Annotated in this window: 21 protein-coding genes and 6 pseudogenes; 12 read left to right on the top strand and 15 right to left on the bottom strand. The window is 60.4% G+C overall.

Annotation, left to right across the window (positions count from 1 at the left end; genetic code table 11):
* Nucleotides 1–168: 168 nt before the first annotated feature.
* Nucleotides 169–1,911 (bottom strand): ABC transporter ATP-binding protein, encoded by a 1,743-nt coding sequence (locus HAP48_RS23245; protein WP_084518727.1) that lies wholly within the window; start codon nt 1,909–1,911, stop codon nt 169–171.
* A gap of 414 nt (nt 1,912–2,325) precedes the next feature.
* On the opposite strand from HAP48_RS23245, the gene HAP48_RS23240 reads away from it, so the two are divergent.
* The gene (locus tag HAP48_RS23240) at nt 2,326–3,912 is read left to right on the top strand and encodes a hypothetical protein (protein WP_224496551.1); all 1,587 of its coding nucleotides are present in this window, start codon (nt 2,326–2,328) and stop codon (nt 3,910–3,912) included.
* Nucleotides 3,913–4,043: 131 nt separating this feature from the next.
* The gene (locus HAP48_RS23235) at nt 4,044–4,223 is read left to right on the top strand and encodes a hypothetical protein (RefSeq protein ID WP_029084532.1); all 180 of its coding nucleotides are present in this window, start codon (nt 4,044–4,046) and stop codon (nt 4,221–4,223) included.
* A gap of 565 nt (nt 4,224–4,788) precedes the next feature.
* Here the strand turns inward: HAP48_RS23235 and HAP48_RS23230 are convergent.
* The 6 genes and pseudogenes from HAP48_RS23230 to HAP48_RS23205 form a co-directional block, all read right to left on the bottom strand.
* Nucleotides 4,789–6,399, bottom strand: a complete 1,611-nt coding sequence (locus HAP48_RS23230; protein ID WP_224496550.1) for an NEL-type E3 ubiquitin ligase domain-containing protein — start codon at nt 6,397–6,399, stop codon at nt 4,789–4,791.
* Between the two features lie 765 nt (nt 6,400–7,164).
* A complete protein-coding gene (gene tnpC / locus HAP48_RS23225; RefSeq protein WP_166209534.1) occupies nt 7,165–8,766 on the bottom strand; it encodes an IS66 family transposase in 1,602 nt (533 codons plus the stop codon).
* 125 nt (nt 8,767–8,891) lie between these two features.
* On the bottom strand, nt 8,892–9,245 hold the full coding sequence (gene tnpB / locus HAP48_RS23220) for an IS66 family insertion sequence element accessory protein TnpB (RefSeq protein WP_166205730.1): 354 nt from the start codon (nt 9,243–9,245) through the stop codon (nt 8,892–8,894).
* Nucleotides 9,226–9,672 carry an IS66-like element accessory protein TnpA gene (gene tnpA / locus HAP48_RS23215; protein ID WP_166205731.1) on the bottom strand — a complete coding sequence of 149 codons (447 nt, stop codon included), beginning with the start codon at nt 9,670–9,672 and terminating at the stop codon, nt 9,226–9,228. The genes tnpB (HAP48_RS23220) and tnpA (HAP48_RS23215) overlap by 20 nt, the downstream gene beginning before the upstream one ends.
* Before the next feature lie 586 nt (nt 9,673–10,258).
* Nucleotides 10,259–10,610, bottom strand: a pseudogene (locus HAP48_RS23210) (DDE-type integrase/transposase/recombinase); the annotation flags it as partial.
* Between the two features lie 65 nt (nt 10,611–10,675).
* Nucleotides 10,676–10,928, bottom strand: a pseudogene (locus HAP48_RS23205) (integrase core domain-containing protein); the annotation flags it as partial.
* A gap of 61 nt (nt 10,929–10,989) precedes the next feature.
* On the opposite strand from HAP48_RS23205, the gene HAP48_RS50070 reads away from it, so the two are divergent.
* On the top strand, nt 10,990–11,115 hold the full coding sequence (locus tag HAP48_RS50070; protein ID WP_256375207.1) for a hypothetical protein: 126 nt from the start codon (nt 10,990–10,992) through the stop codon (nt 11,113–11,115).
* 685 nt (nt 11,116–11,800) lie between these two features.
* Here HAP48_RS50070 and HAP48_RS23200 read toward each other — a convergent pair.
* Nucleotides 11,801–12,145, bottom strand: coding sequence for a hypothetical protein (locus HAP48_RS23200; protein ID WP_156928981.1), 345 nt, complete (start codon nt 12,143–12,145; stop codon nt 11,801–11,803).
* A gap of 286 nt (nt 12,146–12,431) precedes the next feature.
* On the opposite strand from HAP48_RS23200, the gene HAP48_RS23195 reads away from it, so the two are divergent.
* The 8 genes and pseudogenes from HAP48_RS23195 to tnpC (HAP48_RS23165) all read left to right on the top strand — a co-directional run.
* Nucleotides 12,432–12,746 carry a transposase gene (locus tag HAP48_RS23195; protein ID WP_166204213.1) on the top strand — a complete coding sequence of 105 codons (315 nt, stop codon included), beginning with the start codon at nt 12,432–12,434 and terminating at the stop codon, nt 12,744–12,746.
* 202 nt (nt 12,747–12,948) lie between these two features.
* On the top strand, nt 12,949–14,316 hold the full coding sequence (locus HAP48_RS23190; protein ID WP_166204212.1) for an IS110 family RNA-guided transposase: 1,368 nt from the start codon (nt 12,949–12,951) through the stop codon (nt 14,314–14,316).
* Between the two features lie 9 nt (nt 14,317–14,325).
* Nucleotides 14,326–15,210, top strand: a pseudogene (locus tag HAP48_RS23185) (IS3 family transposase); the annotation flags it as partial.
* A gap of 331 nt (nt 15,211–15,541) precedes the next feature.
* Nucleotides 15,542–15,859: a recombinase family protein gene (locus HAP48_RS50790; protein ID WP_084518725.1), complete on the top strand. Its 318-nt coding sequence runs from the start codon at nt 15,542–15,544 to the stop codon at nt 15,857–15,859.
* On the top strand, nt 15,741–16,304 hold the full coding sequence (locus HAP48_RS23180) for a recombinase family protein (RefSeq protein ID WP_029084528.1): 564 nt from the start codon (nt 15,741–15,743) through the stop codon (nt 16,302–16,304). The genes HAP48_RS50790 and HAP48_RS23180 overlap by 119 nt, the downstream gene beginning before the upstream one ends.
* Before the next feature lie 548 nt (nt 16,305–16,852).
* Nucleotides 16,853–17,254: an IS66-like element accessory protein TnpA gene (gene tnpA, locus HAP48_RS23175; RefSeq protein ID WP_029085228.1), complete on the top strand. Its 402-nt coding sequence runs from the start codon at nt 16,853–16,855 to the stop codon at nt 17,252–17,254.
* Nucleotides 17,251–17,598, top strand: coding sequence for an IS66 family insertion sequence element accessory protein TnpB (tnpB, locus tag HAP48_RS23170; protein WP_029085227.1), 348 nt, complete (start codon nt 17,251–17,253; stop codon nt 17,596–17,598). Before tnpA (HAP48_RS23175) ends, tnpB (HAP48_RS23170) begins: the two co-directional genes overlap by 4 nt.
* A gap of 93 nt (nt 17,599–17,691) precedes the next feature.
* Nucleotides 17,692–18,691, top strand: a pseudogene (tnpC, locus tag HAP48_RS23165) (IS66 family transposase); the annotation flags it as partial.
* Nucleotides 18,692–18,779: 88 nt separating this feature from the next.
* Here the strand turns inward: tnpC (HAP48_RS23165) and ltrA are convergent.
* Nucleotides 18,780–20,024 (bottom strand): group II intron reverse transcriptase/maturase, encoded by a 1,245-nt coding sequence (gene ltrA / locus HAP48_RS23160; protein WP_224496549.1) that lies wholly within the window; start codon nt 20,022–20,024, stop codon nt 18,780–18,782.
* A gap of 682 nt (nt 20,025–20,706) precedes the next feature.
* On the opposite strand from ltrA, the pseudogene tnpC (HAP48_RS23155) reads away from it, so the two are divergent.
* Nucleotides 20,707–21,300 (top strand): annotated as a pseudogene (gene tnpC / locus HAP48_RS23155) (IS66 family transposase); the annotation flags it as partial.
* 254 nt (nt 21,301–21,554) lie between these two features.
* On the opposite strand, the gene HAP48_RS23150 reads toward tnpC (HAP48_RS23155), so the two are convergent.
* The 6 genes and pseudogenes from HAP48_RS23150 to HAP48_RS23130 all read right to left on the bottom strand — a co-directional run bounded on the left by HAP48_RS23150 (nt 21,555) and on the right by HAP48_RS23130 (nt 25,351).
* Complete coding sequence (locus tag HAP48_RS23150) at nt 21,555–21,902, bottom strand: enoyl-CoA hydratase-related protein (protein ID WP_420869907.1); 348 nt, start codon at nt 21,900–21,902, stop codon at nt 21,555–21,557.
* Between the two features lie 34 nt (nt 21,903–21,936).
* A pseudogene (locus tag HAP48_RS50785) lies at nt 21,937–22,077 on the bottom strand (enoyl-CoA hydratase-related protein); the annotation flags it as partial.
* A gap of 51 nt (nt 22,078–22,128) precedes the next feature.
* Complete coding sequence (locus HAP48_RS23145; protein WP_156929130.1) at nt 22,129–22,317, bottom strand: Clp protease/crotonase-like domain-containing protein; 189 nt, start codon at nt 22,315–22,317, stop codon at nt 22,129–22,131.
* Nucleotides 22,318–22,631: 314 nt separating this feature from the next.
* Nucleotides 22,632–23,093 (bottom strand): helix-turn-helix transcriptional regulator, encoded by a 462-nt coding sequence (locus tag HAP48_RS23140; RefSeq protein WP_156929131.1) that lies wholly within the window; start codon nt 23,091–23,093, stop codon nt 22,632–22,634.
* Entirely contained in the window at nt 23,090–23,527 is a 438-nt protein-coding gene (locus HAP48_RS23135) for a hypothetical protein (protein ID WP_029085200.1), read from the bottom strand. Before HAP48_RS23135 ends, HAP48_RS23140 begins: the two co-directional genes overlap by 4 nt.
* Nucleotides 23,528–24,004: 477 nt before the next feature.
* Entirely contained in the window at nt 24,005–25,351 is a 1,347-nt protein-coding gene (locus HAP48_RS23130; RefSeq protein WP_166209545.1) for an IS5 family transposase, read from the bottom strand.
* Nucleotides 25,352–25,458 lie beyond the last annotated feature (107 nt).

Here is a 25,458-nt window from a genome sequence, read left to right as displayed (position 1 = left end):
AGATAGCTGACTTTTTGAGCCGCAGGCGCTGACCGCAATTACGTCATCGTATGCACGATTGACACGTCTTAATTGCGTGGGCCACTTCTTGCAATTGCGAAGGCATCTCGTCCAGCAATGCGCCTGCAGTGCAGACAATCAACGCGCCGGGCTGATCATCCCCTTCGCCTATGTCAAGGACAAACCGCAGTCGGTCAGCTCGACCACGACGTCGGTTGTAGAAATGACGCCTTTGCGATGAGTGATTGCCAGCACGGTCACATCTTCCGCCAGGCTGCGAATATGGTCCAAAATGTCCCGCTCGGTTCGTTCGTCAAGCGCGGAGCTGGCCTCGTCGAGAAGAAGGATCGCCGGCTCGCCATAGAGCGCGCGGGCAATAGCAATACGCTGGCGCTCCCCGCCTGAAAGCTTCAAACCGCGTTCTCCAACGGTTGTTTCAAATCCTTCCGGCAGAGCCTCGATAATGGGGAGAATTGCGGCTTTTTCCGACGCACCGCGAAGGCGCACCTCGTCGCGGCGCCGTCCTAGCAGAATGTTGTCGGCTACCGACTCATTGAGCAACATCACGTCCTGCGGCACAACAGCAACTGCGGCATACCAATCCGTGTGATCGATGGTCGCTATATCGGTTCCATCGACCAGAATACGGCCGCAGTCTGGCTCAATCGATTTTAGGACGAGCTTGAATATTGTCGACTTCCCCGATCCGGATTCGCCGACAAGGAAGGTAATGGCGCCGCGCCTAGCCATAAACGAGACATTCGTAACGCCACGACCGTTGTCGTAGGCATAACGAATGCCCTCGAAGGATAGCTGGCCAGCGGAGGGCGTGAAATCATGAGCATGAGATGTTCGCCGCTCTTCTGGTGCGACCCACAGTCTGGCGAGAGGAATGAGGTCGGCTCGCGACCGCGCCGCGTCAGAGATCGCGCGCGCGACCATCTCGAAGGGCATATTGAGTTGGAGTAGAAGCGTGTTGAATAGCACAATATCGCCGATCGTGACCGCGCCGGCCCGGTATTCAGGCATTAGAAGGAGAAGTGTGACGGCAAATTGTAGCGCGATGGCTAAGCCGAGCACGGCTATGTAGGCCAATCGTTGAAACACGTAGGCTCGCCAGTTATCGCGCACCTCCCGCGCCTTCATCGTAAAGCGCTGGCTCATCCAGGAATGACTACCGAAATGGCGCAACGTGTCCATGGAGTTCATGACGTTGCCGACGAAACGCGCATTCTCCTGTCCGGCTTCGATGGCCCGGTCCAGAAACACGCGCGCCCGACGCGTGGAACTCCACCCCAATGTAATCGCGACAGCCCCATAAGCGACGACGATTGCAGCGATTTGGATATTGACGAGCACACCGAGAGTAGCGAGCGTAAGCAGAAGCTGCGCTGCAGCCGGGATGAATATCATAGCTCCAAGCTGGACCAACGTCGTCAACCCGCTGCACCCGCGCGCGGCCGCACTCTGTATCTCCACGGGATTGTGCTCAAGAAAAAAGGCCGAGGTTTTTCTCAGGATGCGATCGAAAAAGCGAGTTGCAGCGATGAAGCCCAGGTTCTCGGCTGTCATGAAGGAAAGATACTGCAGCATGCGCTGCAATGCGGAGGCTATGCCGAGCAGGACCGCATAGCCGGCGAATCCCCAGGCAAGCGCCGACATGCCTTCCTCCCGCGGGAGACGATCAATGAGACTCGAAAATACATAGGGGGCTGCGACGCTGCTCGCGCTGGAGATCAGCACCACTGTGGCAACGATGAGAAGCAAGCGCCGATCGGATCGCCAGTACGCATGCAGAATTTCGGAAACCGGCGACAATGCGCTGTCGTTGACCTGATCTGCGGTGGATCCAGGGAATGGGGCTTTGCTTACACTGAGAGAGCCGACATGGCCTTGCGATCTGGATTCCATACGATCTCACGTAAAGATGCGGCTCTGCGGAATTTGCTGCCGTTTACCGTTACTAGACTCCAACCCAGTTTTGTCCAGCACCGTCATCCAACCCCGCCAAATCTTGGTAGGTTGTCGCCCGGCTTCTCACATGAGAGACGTTATAGTGTGGTTCGACACGCTGCCGCGCCACACGACGAGAAGCCCGATCACGCTATCAATAGGAACAGACATGAAGAGCGCAACTGCAGACACGTCTAAGCGGCCATCGCGGCCCGATACAACTGACCTCCCCTTACCGGTGCTGCCACCTCCCACTATTCAGGGAGAGAAGGGCCCCTTCCCTAACGACAGCAGTAACTTCGGCTACCTTTAAGATCATTCTTAACTCCGTTACCGCCTCTCCCACGAGAGGCGGTAACGTTTAAGGAACAAATGCTCAAGGCCACTCTGAAAATAGCCGACTTGGAAAACTACGATCCTGTTGCCAAAGGCAGTTCGATACAGTTTGGTGAAAGCTGCATCCGGCCGTTCCAACATAAGAGTCTTGAGAGTTCGTTAGTGAAGAACACTGAGCAATGGTTCTTCGTCATACGTGAGCGTCAAGTAGCGGCGGACGGGGCTGGCGTTCATTCGGTCGTAATAGCCCATGCGTCTACGGATCAGTTTCGTCAGCACTACCAGAAATGCATGTACTGGCCGCTCGATTTTATCGTGATCGAGGCCGCTCGCCGGGGTCCTCGGTTGCGTGTACGAGCAGGCCATATAGGTAGCCTCCCAATTTACTTCCACGTGGAGGAGCGCACTCGTACGGTTACGCTCTCCTGGGATTTCGTCGATCTTTTGGATAACTCGGGAACGATTGATGCAGAAATCATAGCCCATCATCTATCTATGAGAACGTTCTACTCTGCGCGACAGGCCTGCGTTGGCGTTAACCTGCTGACTGCTTGCTCCACCTTGTACGTCGACAGATCGGAAACGTCATTTGTGTACGGCGCGACAACTTCATCAGCCCCTGAGCTCTCTGGACGAGAGGAGAGCAATCATGTCCTTGAGTTTTCTGATACTCTTCAGGCGGTTGTTCGTTCGCGGCCGACGGCCTTCTGCGCAAGCGCTGTGGAGCTGAGCGGAGGAATGGACTCCGCTTCCGTCGCAATTGCTGTTGGCGAGAACGTAGCATCGCTAGCATGTGGCGGGATACTATTGGGCGACGGGAGTAGCCCCAAGCAGATTGACCGCCGAGCGAGCATTTTGAGCGCACTGGATTGCCGCGATCACAAAGTTGACATGCACGCCCACATGCCGGCGATTGATCTAGATCTTGACCTGAAAGGACGTCTGCCACTCATTTCAGAGTATTACCTTGAGGCGTTCGGGTCACTCTGGGATCGGTTCCGCGGTGATGGCTGCGAAATAATCTGGACCGGCATAGGAGGAGACGAGCTTTGCGCTCGCTTCACCAACGACGAGGATGACCCCAGATCTCCGTCTTCACCCCACCTGGATATCGCGCTTGGGCTTGCAGAAGACCTATTGACGAAACGCGGGCTTGACGCCGCTCGTTCATCCTTCCTTTTTAGCGCCCCCATCAGCGCCACTCTATCCACAACTCTGCTCGCAAGTCTTTGTCATGCTCGCCCACTCGCGACGCGAGGACTTTGGCCCGTCCGCCCATTCGGCGATCCGAGATTGATCAATTTTGGAGCGAAGCTTCCGTTTGCACTTCGCTCGGGCAAGGAGCTCCTCCGTTCTTACTTGCGTGAGCGCTTGGGCTCTGACGTATTTCCACGCGGTTACGCAAAGGAGACTTTCGCGCTTGTACTGCCAAAGGCGATTGCGGCTCGTGCGGACATAATTTCATCACAGCTTGCTTCTTGCGCCTTGGCCGACTTCGGCTTGGTTTCGCAAGAGGCTGTCATGGCACTCTTGAACAGGGTGATAACAACACACGAATTTTCCGCAACGAGCACCTTGGCACGTTTTTTATGGGCAGAACGTTTCGTTCGACAACTCTGTTGATTGCCGCCATCATAAACGATCACGCGTCAGAACACCTGCTACAGTGGAGAAGGGTTGCAATTGGGCGTTTTCGCTCGTCGCCGCTCGATTTCTGAACACGCGCGATTGTGCGCAACGCGAAAGGAACGCAAATGCCCCACGTTATCCGCTTCACTGATCCGGCCGGCGCGGTTTCGTTTTGGCCGAAAGGTTTCGGCTTCAGTTCCCACGCGCACGCGCCGACGATGGACGGCGCCGAGCACTTCGCGGACGCCGCGCGCGCTCAACGTTCCCTTAACGGCTACGTTAACCCGCCGGCATTCTGGAATTAACGGCTTTCGGGTCGTTCCGTACCGGTTGGCCTTTCTCCCGAATAGCAGCCAACACTCATGCCAGCATTGGGGATCAACGTCCCCCTTGAGATGATAAATAGGCCCAACGACTATGCTATTGGATTCGAAATCCGCGCTCCCGGTTGTTACGCCCAGGGACTAACTACCTAATCATCGAACACGGGCGGCAACTCGCGATCGTTACCGAAGCCCGGCTAATCCCCTAAACGACAAAGAGCACCCTGGTTTCCCGAGGTGCCCTTCTCGTCAGAACAGTCGCGAGAGCACGGCCACAATCCAAGCCAGGGGCATAGTGCACCCAAAGCCGAGACGGTAACTCGCACCGCCGGGCCTGCTGGCTTCGAGAGTGAGCAGCACAGTCAGCTGTGCCCTCCTTCCATTCGCCATCGGAAGCAAAGCACTACTGCCGCTTCACAGCATAATGGCTGATCAGCCGTCGCAGTTTTCAGTTTCCGCGCGCTGCGGTTGAACCAATACCTCGCTCAGGCAGTTGCTTGATCCTTCGATCTGGAAAGGACCGCGTGGTCAAGCAGCAGACGCCGCTTCACAGACTGAGGCCGCGTTTGTTGAACACCGTGTCCCTCAGAGCCCCCTTGATCTCGCGAGCGATGTCCTTGCTGACCTGGTGTCCGAACTCCCGCTCGGCATCCGCAACGACATCGGCTTCAGCGCCGATCAGTCCGGCTTCAACGAGCTTTTGCTTCAGTCGGCCTTGGAACTCCTCCTCCAAGGCATGGGCGAGCTGTTTCTCCATCGTGGCATGGTGTTCGGGTTCAATGCGGAGCACCACATCGTCCCAAGGTTTCCAGTCCGTCGCCAAATAGTCGGCGAACCCCGTCGCCTCCTTGCTCCGCACAGACGTCTCAGCCCTGTCAATGTCTTCCTCGGTGAGGTAAGAGTCGTAGAAGTAGTTCATGTCCGGGGCGATATGCTGCAGCCCCAGCCGCTCGCGCAGCTTGGCCTGATAGGCAAGGTAGACCTCGATTTCGTCGACGTCGTTGATGGTGTCGCCCGTGCGGAGCGATTGGACCTTCTCGCGCGCGATCCCCCCCAGTGCGTCCAAGCGGAACATGACACGGCCTAGATCAACGAGGGCCGCTACCCCCTCGTTATTGTCATAGAGCCCGCTCTCGACGTTGGCGATCAGGCGTGCGGTTTGCATGCCGTTCCAGGTCAAAGTTCTGCGATCCGCGCAGCTCTCGTTGGCGTCAAGAGCAAGCTGGAAGTACTGCGCGCGCAATTGCGGGTTGGCCGCCGCCTGCCGCAGATCATTGGCCACCCCCTGCTGGAATCCTTCGTTCCCAGAGTTCACGGTACCCCGCAGCCCGTTGAGGAAGTTTGCGTATTGCTGGGCGCCGGGTTCTTCTGCAAAGCTCTGCCACTTGGCCACCACCTCGGGATCACCCTCCTTCGGATCCCGGTTGAGCCAGTCCGCTACTGTCTCGGGAAGAAACTGCGCAGCGGCGTCCTCCTCCGACTGATCTTCGTCCGTCTCGGACAAATCACTTCCTTCGTCGGCCAGAAACAAGACCCTCGGGCCGGCATACCCATAGGCACTTTGGATTGTGTCCAGGTTCGTCAGCACCTCCTCGGGCAGCGGATTGCCAGACACAACCATCTCGGCAGCAGCACCCAACTGCGTTAGCAAGCCCGTGGGTAGGCTGGTTAGCTGGTTTTGGCTAAGGTCAAGTCTTTCGAGACTGGCCGGGAGAGTCTCTGGCAGACGCGTCAACTGGTTTTCACTAACGTCAAGGCTTTCGAGCCTGGCCGGGAGGGTCTCGGGCAGGCTCGTCAATTGGTTGTGGCCAACGTTGAGGTCCTCGAGCGCGGCCGGGAGGGCGTCAGGCAGGCTGGTGAGCCGATTGTGGTACACGTCCAGCGAGGCGAGCTCGGCCGGAAGCGCGGGCAGGCTGGCCAGCTGATTCCCCCTAACACTGAGCGAAGAGAGTGCGTCAGGGAGAGTCTCGGGCAGACTGGTCAGCCGGTTGAAGGACGCGTCGAGCAAGTGGAGCCCGGCCGGAAGTGGAGGCAGGCTGGTGAGGCGCAGCATTCCAAGATTCAGCTCGCCCTGATTCCAAGCATTCACTCGCCTTACAGCCTCTTGCCGATCCTCGAGCGGGTTCTGCCCCTCTTCGACAGCCCACTCCTCCAGCATCTGGTCGTGCCCCCCCCTCAGGAGCAGAAACCCCGAGGTTTGCCGGATCGTCAGCGGCGAGCACCGCGTGGGTCAAGACTCCAACCCACTGGGCCTCCTCACCTTCCCGGTCCTCGCGTTCGGAAGATTCGGCAGTGCTGCCATCACCGCGCTGAGCCTGCCCTGCATCAAAGGGATCCATTCCCTACTCCTTTGTCGGACTGAGCAAATCAAGGCGACCTATCAGCCCACATCGAACGGTTGCAGCATCTAAGACATTCAGCTTACGTCGAGCTGACGAGCGTTGAACTATGTTGAGGGAACGATCTGCGCGATGTGTGAAGGAGTTCGGCTTCGATTCGGTGCAGCCTTTCTCGGCTTGAGCCAGATGAGACCCGAGCAGCAGGGGGATTGAGCGTCTTGAACTCAACAAAGCCGACGTCTGAACGGGTTACGAATAAACTGTCCTGAGCCATTGCTGCTCGGCCAGATGCAGAGTTCTTGAGTGTTCGCCATCAGCGCCTGTGAGACAAATCGAGGGATGTGTTTCGGCATGGACCCCAGTCCAACGCCGATTGACAGGCCGCCGCGTCTTTCTCGGCGGCACGAACATCCCGTTCGGCGGTCAGGGTCCTTTCCTCCACCGGCATTACCCGGCTTCAGCGGTCGTACGGTAAGCGCGCATTTTACTGCACAGGCTGCGCGCGCGGCTGGCCGCGGCGTCGCGTGGCGCCGGGGCCCAGCGGGATCATCGGAACGGCTTGATTGATCCTGAGCGTTTGACGGTCAGCCGCTGTCGTTGTCAGCTGGCAGGTTTTTTTGAGCGGTGCAATTGAACGGCAACAGATCTTCGATATCGGCGTCTGGCGCGCGTTGGGGCAATTCGGTGAGCGCGTGACGTAGCCATGCATAGGGATCGACGCCGCATGCCCGGCATGTCAGCACCAAACTGTAGATCACGGCGCTTGCCTTGGCGCCGGCAACGGTGTCGCTGAACAGCCAACTTTTTCGTCCGGTGCAAAACGGCCTGATGTCGCGCTCCAGAACATTGTTATCGATCGGGGCGAGACCGTCACTGGTGTAACGGGTCAGATAATCCCATTGGTTGCGTGCATAGGCGATCGCCTTGCCGGTCAAGCTTTCGGGTAGCACCTTCGGCGCCTGGTCGTCGAGCCAGGTCCGGAAGGCGGCCAATACCGGCAGGCTATGCTGCTGGCGCAGCCGCAAGGTGTATGCGGCGCGCGTTTCGCCGTCGGGCGGCGTCTGGCGCGCCACCCTCTCGACCTCGTACAACGCCTCGAAGAACTTGAGCGCCTGCAATGGCGGACCGCCAGGCTTTGTCCTGGCCTTGAGCGCATCGGTAAATTTCCTGCGCGCATGCGCCATACAGCCGAGATGGGTCGCGCCTGTCAGCGTGCGCCAGGCGTCATAGCCGTCGCTCATCAACAAGCCGCGATAGCCGGCCAGGAAGGCCTGAGGATGTTGCTGGCCGCGACCGGGCTGGTAATCGAACAGCACGACCGGCTGCGCGCAGCCCTGGCCGCTGCGATAGGCCCACATGAAGGATTTGGCCTGCGCATCACGGCCGTCCTCTTTAAGAACCTGGACCCAGGTTTCGTCGCCGTGGACCAGGGGCTGCGACATGAGCTTTTGCTGTAGCGCGTCATAGACCCGATGCAGATGCAACTCGCTCGCCCGGATCACCCAGTTGCCCAGCGTCCCGCGGCTGATGCTGACGTCGGCGCGCCCCAGCGCGTCCGCCACACGGTACAGCGGCGTGCCGTCGACGTATTTGTTGGCGAGCACCAGCGCCAGCGTCGATGGCGTGGCGACGCTACCCGGCAGCGGCTGCGCCGGCATCGGCGCGGTCACAATCGGGGTGTTCAGCGCGGTGCGCTCGCAGTGACGGCAGGCATATTTGAACCGCACATGTTGCAGCACCGACGCCTTGACCTCGACGTGCAACTGCTCGGTGACGGTCTCGCCCATCCGATGCATCCGATTATGGCAGCACGGACAGTCCTTTTGATCCTCACCCAGATCGTGTTCGACGCGTTGGCGCGGCAGATCGTCAGGCAGCGGCTTGCGGCCGCGTGCCTTCGGCGCCGGCTTTGGAGCCTCCGGCAACCCCGTGTCCGGCACGGCGACCGCCTCGACATCGTCGTCGTCCCGGCTTTCAGCGGCGGCCTGCTCGGCTTCGTTGAAGATGCGCTCCTTGAGCTTTTCGCTCTTCGGCGCATACCGGTGCAGGCGCTCCAGGCGCAACTGCTCCTCTAGATGCAGCACGCGTTGTGCGAGTTTCTCGTTTTCGGCCTTCAGCGCCGCGATCTCGGCCGCGTGCGCCGCGATCAAGGCTTCCAGTTCGTGCGTCGTGGGCTTGCGACTCATCGGAGTCTTGAATCGAAGTCATGCCGCCGCGTCAACCGGGCTCCCATGTCTTCGTCATGTCTTCGGCCGCGTCATCTGAGAACGGCCATGCCGAAGCCCGATGACGCCGCCCGCATCGAACACGCTCAGCCCACGCTCTGATATTGCCGCACCGGATGACGACGCACCGCCGCGATGTTGATGCCGTCAAGCAGCCAGTGCAGCTCCTCCGTCGTCAGCGTCAGCACCGCCTCCTGACTTCGGGGCCAGTGGAATCTGTCGGCCTCCAGCCGCTTCAGCAGCATCCAAAATCCTGACCGATCATAAATCAGCAGCTTGATCCGGTCGCGGCGACGATTGCAGAACGCGAACACCGCGCGCTGGAACGGATCCAGCCCCATCGACTGCTCGACCACGATCGCCAGGCTGTTGATGCCCGCCCGGAAGTCAATCGGTTCGCGGTGAAGGTAGACCCGAAGATCAGACGCCAGTCGGAACATCGCAACGCCCCAGCGCTTCAATCACCGCCGACAGCAACTGCGCGTCGCCGCCTTCCAGCGAAAGCGTCACGCCGTTGGGCATCGATGCCGTCAGCCGCCCTGCACAGGATCGCTCCGTCGCGCAAACCGCAATCGCGCCAGCAGATCGAGTTGGCGACGGCGACGGCGCGCGAACCGGAATAAAGGCTGGCGCAATCGGCGCCCGCGCCTCCGGCTGGCCATCCCCGTTCTGAAGTTGTCGCTTGGCCACCCACTTGCGCAGCAGGTTCGCGTTCACGCCGTGTTGCAGCGCAAGCCCCGCCAGCGACACGCCAGACTGCAGACAGGCCTCGACCAGCCGCTGTTTGCTGGCCGGATCATAGCGACGCCGGCCATTGCGCAACACGCCGACCGTCTCAAGTCTCAAAGGTTCTTCTGGAGTGATCATCGATCGTGTCCACCTCGCTCATGGTGGACACCTCATCCCATCCCCGCGCTCAACTGCATAGGTGCGTAGAAAGGAGCGCTTACGTCGTACGACCCTTTCCGACTCCCGCACGGTCCGCTGCCAGGAGCAGCGTCGAAGCCGCGACGCGCATCACCCTTCCAACGTGCCGTGTCCATTACCCCGGTGGACCGGACAGGTGCATGTGTCGATTGCTTCCCGCGCGGCCTTCCCCAAATTGGGGGTGGGTCTGCATCCACATTGCTTCTTTCGAGGCCTGCTTAGACTTTACTCGCCCTACGGCCCAGTGGATCGCTCAACCGTCCAAAGACGGCCTTTGTCACGAGGCTCCGATCCGGAAGTTGCCCTCTGAACCGCTCGTCAGCTACCAGATCAATCGACAACTCTCTGGGTGGAATCTCCCTCCACTGATAATGTTCGCCTTCGGCGTGCACCCCAGTTTCCCGCGCACACAGTCCGACTGGTGTCGGGCGAGAGCCGCTCCAAAACCCGGATCACCGTGGGTTGCAATTCCATCGCGGCTGGCGTGCTGCTGGAGGCAGCGGGGCATCGTCAACTTAATCGACCGCGAGCCGAAGGAGGCGCTTCTCAAAGGTTCGAGATTCGGCGATAGCGCTTGTCGCGGAGATCTCGCGCCAAGTCGCAAAGGCTCGCCCGCGCGAAGCGCGACGGTAGTCGGCAGTGACGGCTCCGGAATAGGGGATGTGGAAAAGGTTCGCGACCTGATCATGAACTGACAGATACCGTTGAGCCTGACGGGACGATTTGAAACGCTTCATGATCCGCTCGCGTCGCCGCATCGGCTGATGAGAATTCTCGGCCCAATTGTTGAGAGCTTTTTGCTGGCGATGTTCGACGTGAAAGCCCATCTTCGCCCTCGCAGCGCCGTACGAACGGAGCTTGTCCGTGATTGTCCGTCGTCAGATGATTTGAGACTGATCAGGCTTTTCGAGAAGGGAGGCTCTGGCTCATCAGTGGTTAGAGTTTAAGCCGCTTGCAATTGATGCTGCAAGCGGCGGTTTGCGATGGTGTTGCGCTTGATGCGTTTGCTCGGCGCGGATCGCCTCAGCCCTGCCGAAGTAGACATCGGCAGGAGTGAGGTTGTCGATGCTCTCATGATAGCGGACGTGATTGTAGTGTTCGATGAAGGCCCGTATCTGGCGTTCGAGGTCGCCGGGCAGGTAGTAGTTGTCGAGCAGAATGCGGTTTTTCAGGGTCAGGTGCCAGCGCTCGATTTCAAGTACGATGGACGCCAGTTGTTCGAGGCGGCGCGCGGTCCTCCGCAGCCCGGTGCGCGCTGTGAAGTTCGTCCAAGGCGATCACTTCCAGGCACCCCTCAAGCAGGCTGGCGAATCGGCGCTTGCCGCGCTGACCGATTTGTCCAGGCCGTTGATCGCCACCTACGCCGTCGCCGCCGGCAATTAAGGCGATCGCACAGACCTCCGGCTTCGTTGAAGCCAGCCGCGATCAAGCCGATCTTGTCATCGAGACGTGGGCACACGATCCCGCCGCATTATCTGACACCGACACCGTGGACCCTCTGTCACTTTACGCTCAGTTCAGGGATCAACGAGACGAACGTGTCTCCATGGCGGCAGAACATCTCTTGGAGAAAATCACATGGTAGCTGGCATCGAGAAGTTCCGGGAGTTTTTCGCGGGACATGAGGACCACTACGCGATCATCGGCGGCACGGCATGCGACCTGCTGTTCGACGCCGCTGGCCTTCCAACGCCACCCACCGCTTCCGGTTGCAGCTCTTCCGACGTAACTTGCGTTGCTCTCAGTTGCTCGGCTTATCGCGTCTGCGGCACATGATGCTCGACCGACGGGCTGCCGCGCTCGAGGTTCAAGTTGTTGAATAGAATGAAGGACGGCTTTTCGGGACCTCTTCCCCCGCCGCTGGCACGACTCTTGAGTGTCTCTCGTTGCCCGGCGGCAGGAGCTGCCGACCTCCGTCACTGATTGATCCTCTCATTGAGAAGGGAAGCAACAATGAAGACCGATATGTCAGCTTAAGGTGTGACCGAATTACTGCTGAAGAAGCATCTGCAACTTCAGGAGGCTGGTCTTGGCTGCTCATAGGAGCAGTTGACCCCTTAACAGCCCCTCAGTCGGGTTTGCAGTGCCGGCCGACTGACGCTGAGTTGCTAAGGTTCTGCAGGCCTCGCTGGCCTGCCACCAACCCCCTAACCAGCGCTCGCGTGCCGTCCACGACAAAGACGCCGCAATCCCAGCCGTTCTGCTGCTGGGCCATGCCGGCTTGCACCGAGTCGCCGGGGAGGCCCAGCCTTCCTGCCAGATGGTCTGCAGACGTCTCGTTGAATCCCCAGAAGGAATCGTAGTGATAGGCAATCGGCGAGTTCCGGTCGCGGCGATCAACGAACAGCAGCGACCAATGATTCCCTTGGCAACGAGGATCTGTAGGATCGGCGTCGTTCACTGGCAGGAACAAGACCATTTTCCCCCCGTCGTTGCGAAACAATCTGTCCGCGTAGACACGTAGGGCTACGTGCGAGTGCAGAAAGCGAATCGCTGTAAAGCCCTAGCTCTCGGGAGAATTTGCGAAGCGCCCAATCGAAACTCCGGGCGGTAGTCGAACCCAACTTGTTGCTCTCAAGGGCGTGGCTTATGGCGCCCTTAATGAACCCTTCGTCACCAACGGCAGGAGGAAGCGGTGGGTGAACCTCCTCCGAATGAGTGGACACCTGTAGTAGGCTCAGAGAGCCCGGAGGTGTCGGATGCAAGAGCGTCAACGTCGGTCGTTTACCGAGGAGTACAAGCGGCAGGCCGCTGAACTCGTGGTATCGAGTGGCCGGTCGATCACGTCGGTCGGCAAGGAACTCGGTCTGCGTGATTCGGTGCTGCGGCGCTGGGTGGAGAAGCTCCGGCAGGAGCCGGCAGCGGCGGCGCGGCGCCCCACGACGCAAGCGACGCCGATGCCGGCGGACCAGGCTGCCGAGATCGCCCGGCTGCGCGAGGAGAATGAGCGGCTGCGCATGGAGCGGGACATTTTAAAAAACTGTCCAGCGCCGTGGCGTGCCTGCGCGGGGTAGAAACAGCCTTGTGCTATCGTCTGAGGCCGGGAGGGTAGCGGCCGTCAGCTTATTGGAGGCACTGTCCCCGTTAAAAAACGTGGTCCATGGGTGCATGCGGACTTGAGAGTGGTGACGGCGCTCCGGCGGCGATCCCGATTAGGAAGATGACAAATTGGCATAACCCAGACCCTCCTGCCCATGATTGGACGGAGGACCCGCAATGCTCAAGACGACAACTGCAGATCGCCCGGAATTGAAGCCAGTCAACGTCGGGGCGGCTGCCATCGACATCGGATCAAAGATGCACATGGCCGCCGTGAACCCGGCCTGCACCGATGTCCCAGTGCGCACGTTCAGCACGTTCACACAGGACCTGCATAGTCTGGCGGACTGGTTCAAGACATGCGGTGTGACCAGCGTCGCGATGGAATCCACTGGCGTCTATTGGATCCCGGTCTACGAGATTCTGGAGCAGCGCGGGTTCGAGGTCATTCTGGTCAACGCGCGGTATGCCAAGAATGTGCCCGGGCGCAAGACCGATGTCAGCGATGCTGCGTGGTTACGCCAGCTTCATTCCTATGGGCTGTTACGCGGCAGCTTCCGTCCCGATGCCGAGATTGCGACCCTGCGCGCTTATCTGCGCCAGCGGGAGCGGCTGGTTGAATATGCTGCCGCCCATATCCAGCACATGCAGAAGGCTCTGATGGAGATGAACCTGCAGCTCCATCATGTCGTCTCGGATATCACCGGAGCGACTGGTATGCGGATTATCCGAGCCATTGTTGCAGGCGAGCGCAATCCCGACGTTCTGGCAACCTATCGAGACGTGCGCTGCCATTCTTCAACGGAGACGATCCGCGCGGCGCTGATCGGCAACGACCGGGAGGAACATGTCTTCGCTCTGACCCAATCGCTGGAACTCTACGACATCTACCAGGCGAAGATGCTGGACTGCGACCGCAAGCTCGAAGTCTTGATCGCCGCGCTTAGCAACAGAGAAGCAAAGCCGGTCGGAAAGCTATCCCAGCCACGCGTAAAGACCAAGCAGGTCAACACACCCACCTTCGATGTCAGGACCGCGCTGTACGGTGTGCTCGGCGTTGATCTGACTGAGATCCATGGGCTGGGTCCGTCACTCGCATTGAAGCTCGTCGGCGAGTGCGGCAAGGATCTGAGGGCGTGGCCAACCGCCAAGCACTTCACCTCTTGGCTCTGCCTCGCACCCGGCAACAAAATCTCCGGTGGCAAGGTACTATCTTCACGCACGCGGAGATCCTCCAGCCGGGCAGCCGCACTACTGCGATTGGCAGCCACAACCGTGGGGCGGAGCGATACGGCGCTCGGAGCATTCTATCGCCGGCTGTCCTCACGCGCGGGCAAGTCGAAGGCGGTGACGGCGACCGCCCGCAAGATTGCAGTTTTATTCTACAACACACTCCGGCATGGCATGAGCTACAGGGATCCAGGTGCCGACCAATATGAGCGACAATATCGCAGCCGCGTCCTCGCTAACCTTCAGCGCCGGGCCAAATCGCTCGGCTTTGTCTTGCAGGCCATTCCGTGCAACGCCAATCAGGCTGTTTCTTAGGAAGTCGATCGCGATCTTTGCCGGAACCCGGACATGAGCTTCCGCTTCATTGAGGACCATCGCGACGCCTATCCGGTGCGGCTGATGTGCGCCGTGCTCGGGGTCTCGGCGGCCGGCTATTACGCTTGGCGTGAGCGCCCGGTAAACGCACGCGCAACCACCAATGCCGCGCTGCTGGCTGCGATCCGACAGGTCCATCAAGACAGTGGCGGACGCTATGGCAGTCCGCGGGTCCATGCCGCTCTGCGGGTACAGGGACGTGGCGCCAGCCGTGGCCGGATCGAACGCTTGATGCATCGGCACGGCATCCGCGCCATCATGGCATCACCGCGTCGCGTTCGGACCACCGACAGCCGCCACGGCCTGCCGATCGCGCCGAACCTCATCGAACGTCATTTTGCAGCCGCGGCCCCAAACCGGATCTGGCTCGCCGATATTACCTACATTCCGACTGCAGAGGGCTGGCTCTACCTGGCGGCCATCATGGACCTCTTCAGCCGCAAGATCGTCGGTTGGGCGATGCGGGATCACATGCAGGTCGAACTCGCCTCGTCCGCCTTGAAGATGGCAATCCAGCAGCAGCATCCGGAAGGCGGATTGATCCATCACTCCGATCGCGGCGTGCAGTACGCCTCACAGGACTATCGCGCGATCCTGTCGGCCGCCGGCATCACGGCATCAATGAGCCGCAAAGCCGACTGCTACGACAATGCCCCGATGGAGAGCTTCTTCCATACCCTGAAGACCGAGCTCGTTCATCATCGCCAATATGAGACCCGGGCCGAGGCCCAGCGCGATATCTTCGCCTTCATTGAGGGCTTCTACAATCGAACTCGACTCCATTCCGCCATCGGGTACCTCGCCCCGATCGAGATGGAGCTAAAACCAGCTTAACCCTGTCCACTTTTTCGGGGGAAGATCAGGGCGCCCACCAATAGATGAAGCGCCCGGAGCGTTGGGGGCACGATGTTCTCTAAGCGCCCCCACCGCGGCCCACATAAGTTTATCACCCTTGGAGATTTCCTTAGCATGGGCGAGCAAGAAAGCGTCACTACTCCCGTCAAACGATAGACCGCGCTCCCCGAGATCATTCGCCAACCTGTTAAGATTGCGCGTATATCCGTTAGCCACCGCGTCTTTCAGCTTTTGACTTGCAATAACGCCCTGAGCCCCCCTGATAAGCTCCCGGTCGCACCCAGACACATGAGGATACTCGGGCGGTTCGATGGATCGTCCGGCCTTGAAGCAGCTCCTTGCTGACGTCGAGACGGGGGCGGTCGACATCGTCGTCGTTTATAAGGTCGACCGCCTCACCCGCTCGCTTGCGGACTTCGCAAAGATTGTCGACGTGTTCGACGCTGCAAGCGTCTCGTTCGTTTCAGTGACCCAACACGACGAGCTCGAAGGGGCGCCTTACGCTAAATGTGCTGCTATCCTTTGCTCAGTTCGAGCGCGAACTAACCGGCGAACGGATTCGCGACAAGATCACTGCCTCCAAAAAGAAGGGTATGTGGATGGGAGGCTGGGTCCCTCTCGGCTATGACCGCATGGATCGCACTCTCAAGGTCAACGATCTTGAGGCCCAGACTGTGCGCACGATCTTTGATCTATTTCTCAAATTCAAGAACGTCAGGAACGTTCAGAACGAGCTGGCTCGCCTCAATCTCCGCACAAAGCCTTACTCGATTCAGCGGGAGCGGGCTATTGGCAATCTCCCCTTCGCTCGCGGTCATATCTACAAGGTCCTCTCCAACCCCCTTTATCTGGGAGAGATCGTGCATAAGGGTGCTCGTCATCCGGGACAACATCCGGCACTCATCTCCCCGACGACCTGGGATGCCGTTCAGGCCCAGCTCAGCGCGAACGGCCATAGGAGACGATCGCGATCGAACGCCGAGAGTCCGAACGTGCTGAGAGGACTCATGTACGACGACGCCGGTAACCGTCTCGCCGCGGGCCACACGAGTAAGAACGGCAAACGGTATTGATATTACGTCACCCCGAATCGCCGAGGTCGATCTCTATCATCAGAAGAGCCGGATCAACTTAGAGTTCCGGCAGCGCAAGCTGACGATATTGTGCTCGGACGCCTATATGATTTTCTCACAGAGGGCGCGCAAATCTCGAGTTTCCTAGGAAGCGGTTACCGTGTCGCAGAAATTCGTGCAGCAATCGGGACTGCAGAACAGCTTGCCCAAGTGATCGCTTCCGAACATTCAGAGCGGAAGATGGCCATCGTCTCGGACTTGGTTTCGCGCGTGATCGTCAGGAAGACGAGCTAAAACATCAACCTCAGCTCGAGCCAATTGCGCAGCGCGCTATCCAACAACGCTCCAAAACCTCCTGCCCCGCACGGGGAGGAGCGCGAGATTTCGCTCGAGGTTCCGTTCGTAGGGACGGATCGCGCCGGCTCGACCCAATTCCTGATCGACGACTATCGTCGCCCACAAGGTACGCCTCCGGTGGAGGCCGCCTTCCCGGATCGGGTTCGAGCGTGAGATGGTTTGCGCATTAATTCGCAAACAAATGAGCAAACGTGACGACGGTTACGGTTCTGTGCGGTCCTGAGCGGCGACGGCGGAGGACGAGTGCGGAGAAGCTTCGGATCGTGGAGGAGAGTCTGGCGCCTGGGGCCAGTGTTGTCGAGGTTGCTCGGCGACACGACGTTCACCGCAATCTGGTTACGGCCTGGCGGCGGCAGGCGCGGACCGGTGTCCTCGCTTGCGGGGCCGAGCCGATGCAGCGGCAGGATGACGAGGTCGGTTTTGCGCCAGTCTCCATTGCGCCAGACCGGCAACCGTTGACCGCGCCCTCGGGAAGCTGCGGTGCGATCGAGATTGAGTTCGCGGCCGGGGCTCGGATGCGGATCACCGGTGCGGTTGACGCGGCGACGCTGACCGCAGTCGTGGCGGCGCTGACTGATGGACGGCCGCGATGATCCCGTTGCCAGCCGGCGTGCGGGTATGGCTCGCGACCGGCCATACCGACATGCGGAAGGGCTTTCCGTCGCTGGCATTACAGGTTCAGGAGATCTTGCATCGCGACCCGCTGGGCGGCCACCTGTTTTGCTTCCGCGGTCGCCGCGGCAACCTGCTGAAGGTGATCTGGCATGACGGCCAGGGCGCCTGCCTGTTCACAAAACGCCTTGAGCGCGGCCGCTTCATCTGGCCGAGCCCGGCCGAGGGTGTGGTGACGATCTCATCGGCGCAGCTCGGTTATCTCTTGTCCGGGATCGACTGGCGGCACCCACAAGAGACGTGGCGACCGGCATCGGTCGGATGAGGCTTTGAGCTTGCGGATCGTGATGGATGTGATTCCATCATCATCGTGACCACATCTGAATCGCTTCCGACCGATCTTGCCGCTGCGCATGCGATGATCCTCGCGGAGCGCGCCGCGCGCCTGGAAGCGGAGGCGGTTGCGGCGAACGCTAAAGCGGAAGCTGCCAATGCGAAGGCGGCCGAGGCACTGATCCGTTACCTCAAGCTCGAGATCGAGAAGCTGCGTCGCCAGATTTACGGCAGCCGCTCGGAGCGCAAGGCACGGCTCTTGGAGCAGATGGAGCTTGAGCTCGAAGAGCTGGAAGCAACCGCAACCGAAGACGAGTTGGCGGCTGAGAGGGCGGCAGCCAGGGCGCAGACGGTGCAATCCTTCCAGCGCAAGCGTCCGTCGCGCAAACCGTTCCCCGACCATTTGCCGCGCGAGCGTGTTCGTAGTCGCCGCACCGCAGAGCTGCCCTTGCTGCGGCTCATCGAAGCTATCAAAGCTGGGCGAAGATATCACCGAGACGCTGGAGGTCATTCCCCGGCAGTGGAAGGTGATCCAGACGGTGCGCGAGAAGTTCTCGTGCCGGGACTGCGAGACGATCACCCAGCCGCCAGCCCCCTTCCACGTGACGCCGCGCGGCTTTGCCGGGCCGAACCTGCTGGCCATGATCCTGTTCGAGAAGTTCGGCCAGCATCAGCCCTTGAATCGGCAGAGCGAGCGCTACGCCCGGGAGGGCATCGATCTGAGCCTGTCGACACTGGCTGACCAGGTCGGCGCCTGTGCGGCGGCCCTGCAGCCGCTCTATCGGCTGATCGAGCGTCACGTCCTCTCCGCCGAGCGACTGCATGGCGATGACACCACGGTGCCGATCCTGGCCAAGGGCCAGACGGTCAAGGGACATATCTGGACCTACGTTCGCGACGATCGGCCGTTTGGCGGGCGGGCGCCGCCGGCCGCGCTCTATTACGCCTCGCGCGACCGGCGGCAGGAGCATCCCACACGGCATCTTCAAAGCTTCTCCGGCATCCTGCAGGCCGATGCCTATAGCGGCTACAACGAGCTGTATGACGCCTCGCGCGTGCAGGGGCCGATCATGTCCGCACTCTGCCGAGTAGGCGGGGGTGTTGCCATCCCCGCCCCTCACAGACCCGGACGAGCGGATTACCCGCATCCGGTTCTTCACGCGCAAGCTTCGCTCACGAGACGGCAGCATATTGGTGGACGATCTTGGCTGTTGGCAGTGGGTATCGCGCGAGCATGGCCCGGAAGCGCGTCCACGGCAGATTGCTGTGGCGGCCACGCCGTGCGAGCCATTTCCTCCATATCCGCGTGACTTGGTGGTGGTACCATCTGATGCGTCGGCCGTTTCCGGAGATGCCGTAGTAGGCGCAGTGCCCCCGGATTACCCGTGACAGATGGGCGTGCTGCTCCCTGAACGAACAGTGCAGGTTTTGCCGACACCATTCCATCACAGAAGCCAGCGCGCGTGCGTAACGGTCTTTTGCCGTTATCTGACGGACGACATTCTTGCCTTGCCTCGACAGACCCCACACGTGGGTGAAGCCAAGGAAGTTGAACGTGGTCCCCGCCGTCGCAGGATGACGCCCGCCTGGGCGTTTGAACCGGAAGTCTACGAAGCGAGTCTTGGTCGGATGGAGTTGAAGCCCATACCGATCAAGCCGCTTGGCCAACACGTTCAGCAATCGCTTGCCGGACAGGTGGTCCTCAAAGGCAATCACCGCATCATCAGCGTATCGAACCAGTTGGCACCGCCCCTTGAGCCGCGGTCGCGCCACCTGCTCGAACCATTCGTCCAGCACATAATGCAGGTAGATGTTTGCAAGCAGTGGCGAGATCACGCCGCCTTGGGGCGTTCCAACAGTCGTGCGGCGCAGGATGCCCTTTTCGAGCACCCCCGCCTTCAGCCATTTATCAATCATCCTCCGGACGACACCGTCCGTGACTCGCTGGTCGAGGAATCGGCGCAAGTGTGCGTGGTCGATGGTGTCGAAGTATTTCGAGATATCGACGTCCACCACCCAGCGCAGCCCTTGTTCCATGAACCCGGTACGTAGAGCGTGCAGGGCGTCATGGGCCGATCGTCCCGATCGGAACCCGTACGAGCACGGCAAGAAGTCCGTCTCGTAGATCGGCTCTAGCAGCAGGAGAATCGCCCGCTGCGCCACCTTGTCTTCCAGTGTCGGGATGCCCAGCGGCCGTTCCGTGCCATCCGCCTTGGGGATGTAGTGCCGTCGCACCGGCGGCGCGATGTAACGGCCGGATTTGATGCGCGCCAGGAGATCATCAAGATTGACCTCCAAGTTCGCCTCATAGTCCGTCGCCATCATGCCGTCGACGCCGGGCGCGCCATCCTTGCGCGTCAGACGATAAGCCTCGAGCATCCATTCACGGTCGATCAGGTGATGCAGCGCGGTCAGCACCCGCTCGGGATGTTGCCTCGCCAGATCGGCTATCCATTGTCGTTTCGTGGACAGGTTTGCGGGACTCAGGGTTCCCTCCCGTGTTTCTCGTCAATGGGTCTTAACGCGTGACGGCTCCCTTCCCTCCAGCGGGTCCCGGTGAGCCCAGTTCCCCGCCTTCCTCGGTACTACGAAGCCGCTACGACTTCCCGCCGCGCATGTCCGTCAGCTTATGTCTTCGCCTCGGGATTCCACATGCCTTGGTGTTTCGTGTTCGCGTCTGCGCTCCCGATGTTCGCCAAGTCGGTCATCGGGCCCGGAGCATTGTTCAGGCCGGTGCTCCTGTCCGGCCGATTCATGTGGACACAAACGGGACCTCTCAGGTTTCCTGGTGGCCCATCCCGTACCTTTGCCCTGCTCTGAGACCCCGGCCGAACCGGTAAGCCTGACCATAGCGGCTTTCCCAGTGCTGCCCCCGGATCCAACACGGCGAAGGCTTCAGCACGACCATGATTTCGAGGCTGCCACAGGGCTTCAGTACCCGCTGTCTACGCTTCACGAATGACGTTGCCGTCACCCATGCAAGACTCGCTTCCGGCTGGCGGGCTCCGCCTTTGCCGCGAGGGCGTCGAACCCTCTGGGTCACGTTGAAAGGTTTCAGGTCACATTCTTCCTCCTTTCCAGGACTTATCCTGACGCAAGTTGGGCCCACGCCAGGCGGCAGTTCTTCGAGCTGGCGGACATCGCGGCCAATGCGAGGCGAGACAAGAATGCCGCAGCGATCTCGCCGATTGCCCTGGAGGCGGTCAAGCGCATCGATGCACTGTTCGATATTGAGCGCGGCATCAACGGCCAAAGTGCCGGAGAGCGTCTGCGGGTGCGCAAGGAGCAAAGCGCACCCCTGCTGGCGGTGCTGGAAGCGTGGCTGCGCGAGCAGCGTGCTCGGCTATCGAACTCCTCATCGGTCGCCAAGCCAATCGATTACATGCTGCGCCGCTGGGATCGGTTCACTCGCTTCATCGATGACGGGCGGATCTGCCTGACAAACAATGCGGCGGAGCGCGCGCTGCGCGGTTTTGCTCTCGGCCGCAAGTCCTGGCTATTCGCCGGCTCGGAACGCGGCGCTGACCGCGCCGCCATCATGGCGACGCTGATCATGACGGCAAAGCTCAACGACATCGACCCGCAAGCCTGGCTGGCGGACGTCTTGGCCCGCATCGCCAGCACCCCGCAAGGTCGGCTCAATGAGCTGCTGCCTTGGGAATGGAAGAACAGCCCCGTCCAGTCTGCGGCCTGATCGGGCGACCGCACCGCGCGATCATGCCGCGGCCCTCACCGGACGGTTACCCCACAAGCTGACCCTGTTCTTGTGAAAGCTATCGCGCGAGCACGCAGTTGGTTCGAGCAGCTACGGACAGGGAAAGCCCAATCCATGGCTCAAATTGCCGCGCAGGAAAACATAACGGACAACTACGTCAGCAACCTGATCCACTTAGCTTGGCTGCCACCCCAAGCAAGTGCAGCGGATATTGGATGGAGATCCGACCGCTACTATCTTGGGTCGCAACAAGATGCGCACCCGCACCGTCGCCCCCCTATGGCCCGACTCGTGACGAGAGATGTGGAGGCGGTGTTGATTTTCGGCTTCGACATGAGGCTCGCGCAGGCATTCCGCGAGCGTACCGTACCAAATAGCGCCTCGGCTCGATAATTCGGCCCCGACCTCCAGGGCGCGCGCGTGCGGGTCATCAACGACCTCATGCACAATCCCGATTTCGTGGCGCGCGGTCCCGTCACGGTTAACCCGCGCAGGATCATCTCGAGCGCCTTGGCCTCTCCAATGATCCTGGGCAAGCGCTGCGTGCCGCCACCCGGAAAGATGCCAATACGGGTTTCCAGCAGACCGATGCCGTAACGGCATCCCTGCGATGCGCGGGTCGCATGCTAGCGATAGCTCAAAGCCTCCACCCATGCATAAGCCATTTATCGCGGCTACGACCGGCTTCTCGACGGCTGCAATCAGGTCCGTGAGCGCATGGAAGCCTGGCGGTCGAGGACCGGGCGGCGACGGCAGTCGCGGCGCTCCGGGCTCATCGCATCCGCGGCGTCAGAGAGTTCCCTGACGTCATAATGGCGGAAAGATGCCGGGTACGCTCCCCGTGATGACGACGGCCCGCACCGATGTGTTTTCTCCTGCAGCCGCGACTGCATGAAACATCTCGGCCGTCCCGGCAGCGGTCATGGTGCCGAACGGGGCGTTTGCGTAGGTGATGATACGAACCGCCGCGCGATCTTCGATGGAAACAAGGGCCATGGGCGTCCTCTCTCCTGCCGCGCACCGGCTGCTCGGGGCCGTGGTCTCCATCGGAAGCACCCTCACATTCAGGATGAACTGTCCAACTTTATAACGGATGCAAAGTGACCGCGGATCAGGCAGCCAAATCCGTATCCGGCGGTCGCTCGAACAATCTCGCTCGAAAAAGGCTGGCCGATCTCCGCGTTGAGGTGTCCCGGAACTACGTGCCGAAAGACACGCTGGGTGCACTTGAGAAGCGCGTCATCGACGCGATCAATGCCGCCGGCAGTCGCATTGACAGCTTGGCGAAACACGGCAGCACTAAGATCCTATCACTGATGAAAATCGGCTTCATTCGATTCTTGTTCTTCAGTGGGCGCAGGGGCTAGCGAGCCATCGGCCTGAACGATCATCTTGCGCGAGAGGGGCGCGCCAAGCGGCAGAACTGCCGATCGCCGGATCTGCGGCGGATATCGCCGGGAAAACGCTGCAATCAGGCGCTGGCGGCGGCCAGCTTTTTCCACCACCTTCTCGATGGTCTTCTCTTTGGAGCGTAGCGCGGCGCGGGTGCGTCGGCGTTGGCGGTTCCACTCCTGCACGTCCGTTAACAGCCACATTACCTCACTTGCTGAAGTGCTCGCGCACGGAAAATCTGGCTCTTCAGCCCAACGAGCGATTGTCCGAGGCGTGGTCTTGAAGTGCGCGGCCAGTTGGACCGCTGTCATTAAGATGCCGATAAGGCCGATCGATGTCGGTCCAACATCCGCAGTGATGCTCCCAGTGCTGTCTTTCATTGCTCGCGAGCCGCCCCCAAGCCAAGCGACCACGAGCGGGCGGCAGCTTGCCATTCATGAGCGATGCTCTTCATGCGCCGCGAGAATATGATCTTGATCAGCCTAAAGAGCTCAGTGCTCGTCACCGCGAACTCATCAGGGCCTCCGCGCTGGCGGATGACCTCTCGGAGTGCAGCTGGCTTCTCAGGGGCGGAAGAGCGAATAGCGGCCTCGAAGGCCGGTATGAATTTGAGCCGGTCCATTACAGCACACTCCACAAAGCCATCGTGAGTGTCAGTCGGGGAAACGAGCTTTTGGTTTTGAGGCCGGCTAGGGGGCGGCCCAGTCGCCATGAGCTGCGCAATCGTCGCGAGAACTACGCTCGTTTCGGTCGTTCCCCCGGACCAATCTCCGAGCGCCGCGATGGCGTCTTCCAAAGCCTCTTCACGGCTCATGTGAACTATCTCCCCAGCGAGCCTGTTGCAGAAGGCTGGTAGAACCCAGGAAAAGAGGCGCGGGCGTCTGGAGGAGCCGCCCGCGCGAAGTTTGCTACGCCAAGCTTGGCTGCTGGGGTTGCGTGAAATAAACAGCCAAGCCAAAGGCTCTCAGCAACTCGCGTGCCATTCAAGATGCAAGAGAGGCGAAATAGTGCGCACCACCATGAAAAGCGTGCGGGCGGCTGCTGACGACCGCCCGCACGAGTTACGGTGCGAGGACTTGGCCCTCAATCAATAAGCGACCAAGTCATACATGGGCTCAGCAATCAGTGTGCCAAACGGCCACATTGCGCAGAGAGGCAAACGGCGCGCTTTCATACCTTGTGCAGACTAACTACTCGCGCGAGCGGTGCTTTCCGGACTACAATGTCACGAACCGGACGCAACTGAACGACATCAGACTGCCGCGTTACGAGGGTGCGAAATAGTCGTCGGTTAAGAAGCCGATTTGAGTGGTGTGCGGTGGCTGGTGACTGAGAAGAAGGCAGCCAGGAAGAGGTACCAAAGAGCCCTTAGCCAGGCGAGGATGCGGCGGAAGTTGTAACCGACGGCGGAGAGGATGACGTTGGCGGCATCGCCGGCGCGGCCTTTGAGGTAGCAGCGGCCGAGGTGTCCGTCAGCCTTCAAATGGCCGATCACGGGCTCGATAGCGGAGCGGCGCCGCAGCTGGCGCTTGATAGTGCCGAAGACGCCGCGCTTCTGGCCGGAGATGAAGACGCGGCGCGGGTTCTGTGCGTCATGGCCGCGGTATCCCTTGTCGACAAAGGCGCACTCGATCGCGCAGCCGGTGAGTGTCTCGGTTCGGTCGATGACGTCCCGCAGGGTGTGACCGTCGTAAGGGTTATCGGGCAGCGCCTTGGCGTGCAGCACGAACTGGCCGCCGGGAGCAGGCCGGTTGTTGGTGACGATGGAAGCCTTCACGCCGAACTCGTAAGGCGCGCTGGCCTTGCCCTTGCCGATGCACTCCACCTCGGGGGCATGGAAGGAATACAGCTTCCAGCCGCGCTGGCGCTGCTGCTGCGAGCGAATCTGCGTGGCCCGGCTCAACGGGAGTGCGAACGCCTCTTCGAGCGCATCCTGGCCTTCGATCTTGCGGCGGATGTCGCGGATGATCCGGCCCAGGCGGCTGCGCAGGATGCGCAACTGCCGCTGGTGCCGCTTGAACTGTTTGGCATGGGCGTAGCGTCCCGCCATCATCGCGGTGGCCTTGGCGATCCGAGAATAGGATTGCCGCAGCCGCACTCCGTGCTTCCTCGCTAGGCGGTTGAGCCCCTGGATCGCCGCATGCAGCAGCTTGGCATCGGTCGGAAAGGTGATGGCCTTCGGCTGCACCGTGGTGTCGACCGTGACCCGCTCAAGGTCCTTGCCGCGTAACGCGCCGACGTCGTGCGCCACCCGCAGGCTCTCGGCCAATGGCAGTTCCAGTCTGTCGCCGAGCCGCTTGCGCCAATGGCTCAGGTCCGAGCGCTCGTGCGGGAATGCGTGCTGGAAGAACTCTTCGCCAGTGAAGTACTGGAAATACGGGTCGTGGACCCAGCGTTCGCATACCCCCTCATCGGACAGCCCGTAAATGTGCTTGAGCAACAACAGCCCGATCACGAAGCGGGTCTCAATCCCCGGCCGGCCGTTCTCGCTGTAGAGCGGCGCGATCTCGCCGTCGATCCAGTCCCAATCGATCTTGCCGGTGAGCCGGACCAGCTCGTGCTTCAGATTGATGATCTGGTCGAGCCGCGCCCGGAAAAAATCGTTCGCTCCCGTCGTTTTGTGCTTCTTCGGCCGCATCGTGCCCTCCGATGCGGACAGGGAATCATGCTTCGCCCGTCGAGGGAATCTCGAAAACGAAATTGCAAGCTTCCGATGCACAAAACACCAAAACCTTGCAATCTCAG

Source organism: Bradyrhizobium septentrionale, from assembly GCF_011516645.4.
GTDB lineage: Bacteria > Pseudomonadota > Alphaproteobacteria > Rhizobiales > Xanthobacteraceae > Bradyrhizobium > Bradyrhizobium septentrionale.
This window is presented reverse-complemented; position numbering and strand designations above follow the sequence as displayed.

Bases quoted from the DNA above. Each gene is read 5' to 3' on its own strand.
- HAP48_RS23245 (WP_084518727.1), bottom strand. From the start codon at position 1,911: ATGGAATCCAGATCGCAAGGCCATGTCGGCTCTCTCAGTGTAAGCAAA.
- HAP48_RS23240 (WP_224496551.1), top strand. From the start codon at position 2,326: ATGCTCAAGGCCACTCTGAAAATAGCCGACTTGGAAAACTACGATCCT.
- HAP48_RS23235 (WP_029084532.1), top strand. From the start codon at position 4,044: ATGCCCCACGTTATCCGCTTCACTGATCCGGCCGGCGCGGTTTCGTTT.
- HAP48_RS23230 (WP_224496550.1), bottom strand. From the start codon at position 6,399: ATGCTGGAGGAGTGGGCTGTCGAAGAGGGGCAGAACCCGCTCGAGGAT.
- tnpC (WP_166209534.1), bottom strand. From the start codon at position 8,766: ATGAGTCGCAAGCCCACGACGCACGAACTGGAAGCCTTGATCGCGGCG.
- tnpB (WP_166205730.1), bottom strand. From the start codon at position 9,245: ATGTTCCGACTGGCGTCTGATCTTCGGGTCTACCTTCACCGCGAACCG.
- tnpA (WP_166205731.1), bottom strand. From the start codon at position 9,672: ATGATCACTCCAGAAGAACCTTTGAGACTTGAGACGGTCGGCGTGTTG.
- HAP48_RS23195 (WP_166204213.1), top strand. From the start codon at position 12,432: ATGCAAGAGCGTCAACGTCGGTCGTTTACCGAGGAGTACAAGCGGCAG.
- HAP48_RS23190 (WP_166204212.1), top strand. From the start codon at position 12,949: ATGCTCAAGACGACAACTGCAGATCGCCCGGAATTGAAGCCAGTCAAC.
- HAP48_RS50790 (WP_084518725.1), top strand. From the start codon at position 15,542: ATGGATCGTCCGGCCTTGAAGCAGCTCCTTGCTGACGTCGAGACGGGG.
- tnpB (WP_029085227.1), top strand. From the start codon at position 17,251: ATGATCCCGTTGCCAGCCGGCGTGCGGGTATGGCTCGCGACCGGCCAT.
- HAP48_RS23145 (WP_156929130.1), bottom strand. From the start codon at position 22,317: ATGGCCCTTGTTTCCATCGAAGATCGCGCGGCGGTTCGTATCATCACC.
- HAP48_RS23140 (WP_156929131.1), bottom strand. From the start codon at position 23,093: ATGAAAGACAGCACTGGGAGCATCACTGCGGATGTTGGACCGACATCG.
- HAP48_RS23135 (WP_029085200.1), bottom strand. From the start codon at position 23,527: ATGAGCCGTGAAGAGGCTTTGGAAGACGCCATCGCGGCGCTCGGAGAT.
- HAP48_RS23130 (WP_166209545.1), bottom strand. From the start codon at position 25,351: ATGCGGCCGAAGAAGCACAAAACGACGGGAGCGAACGATTTTTTCCGG.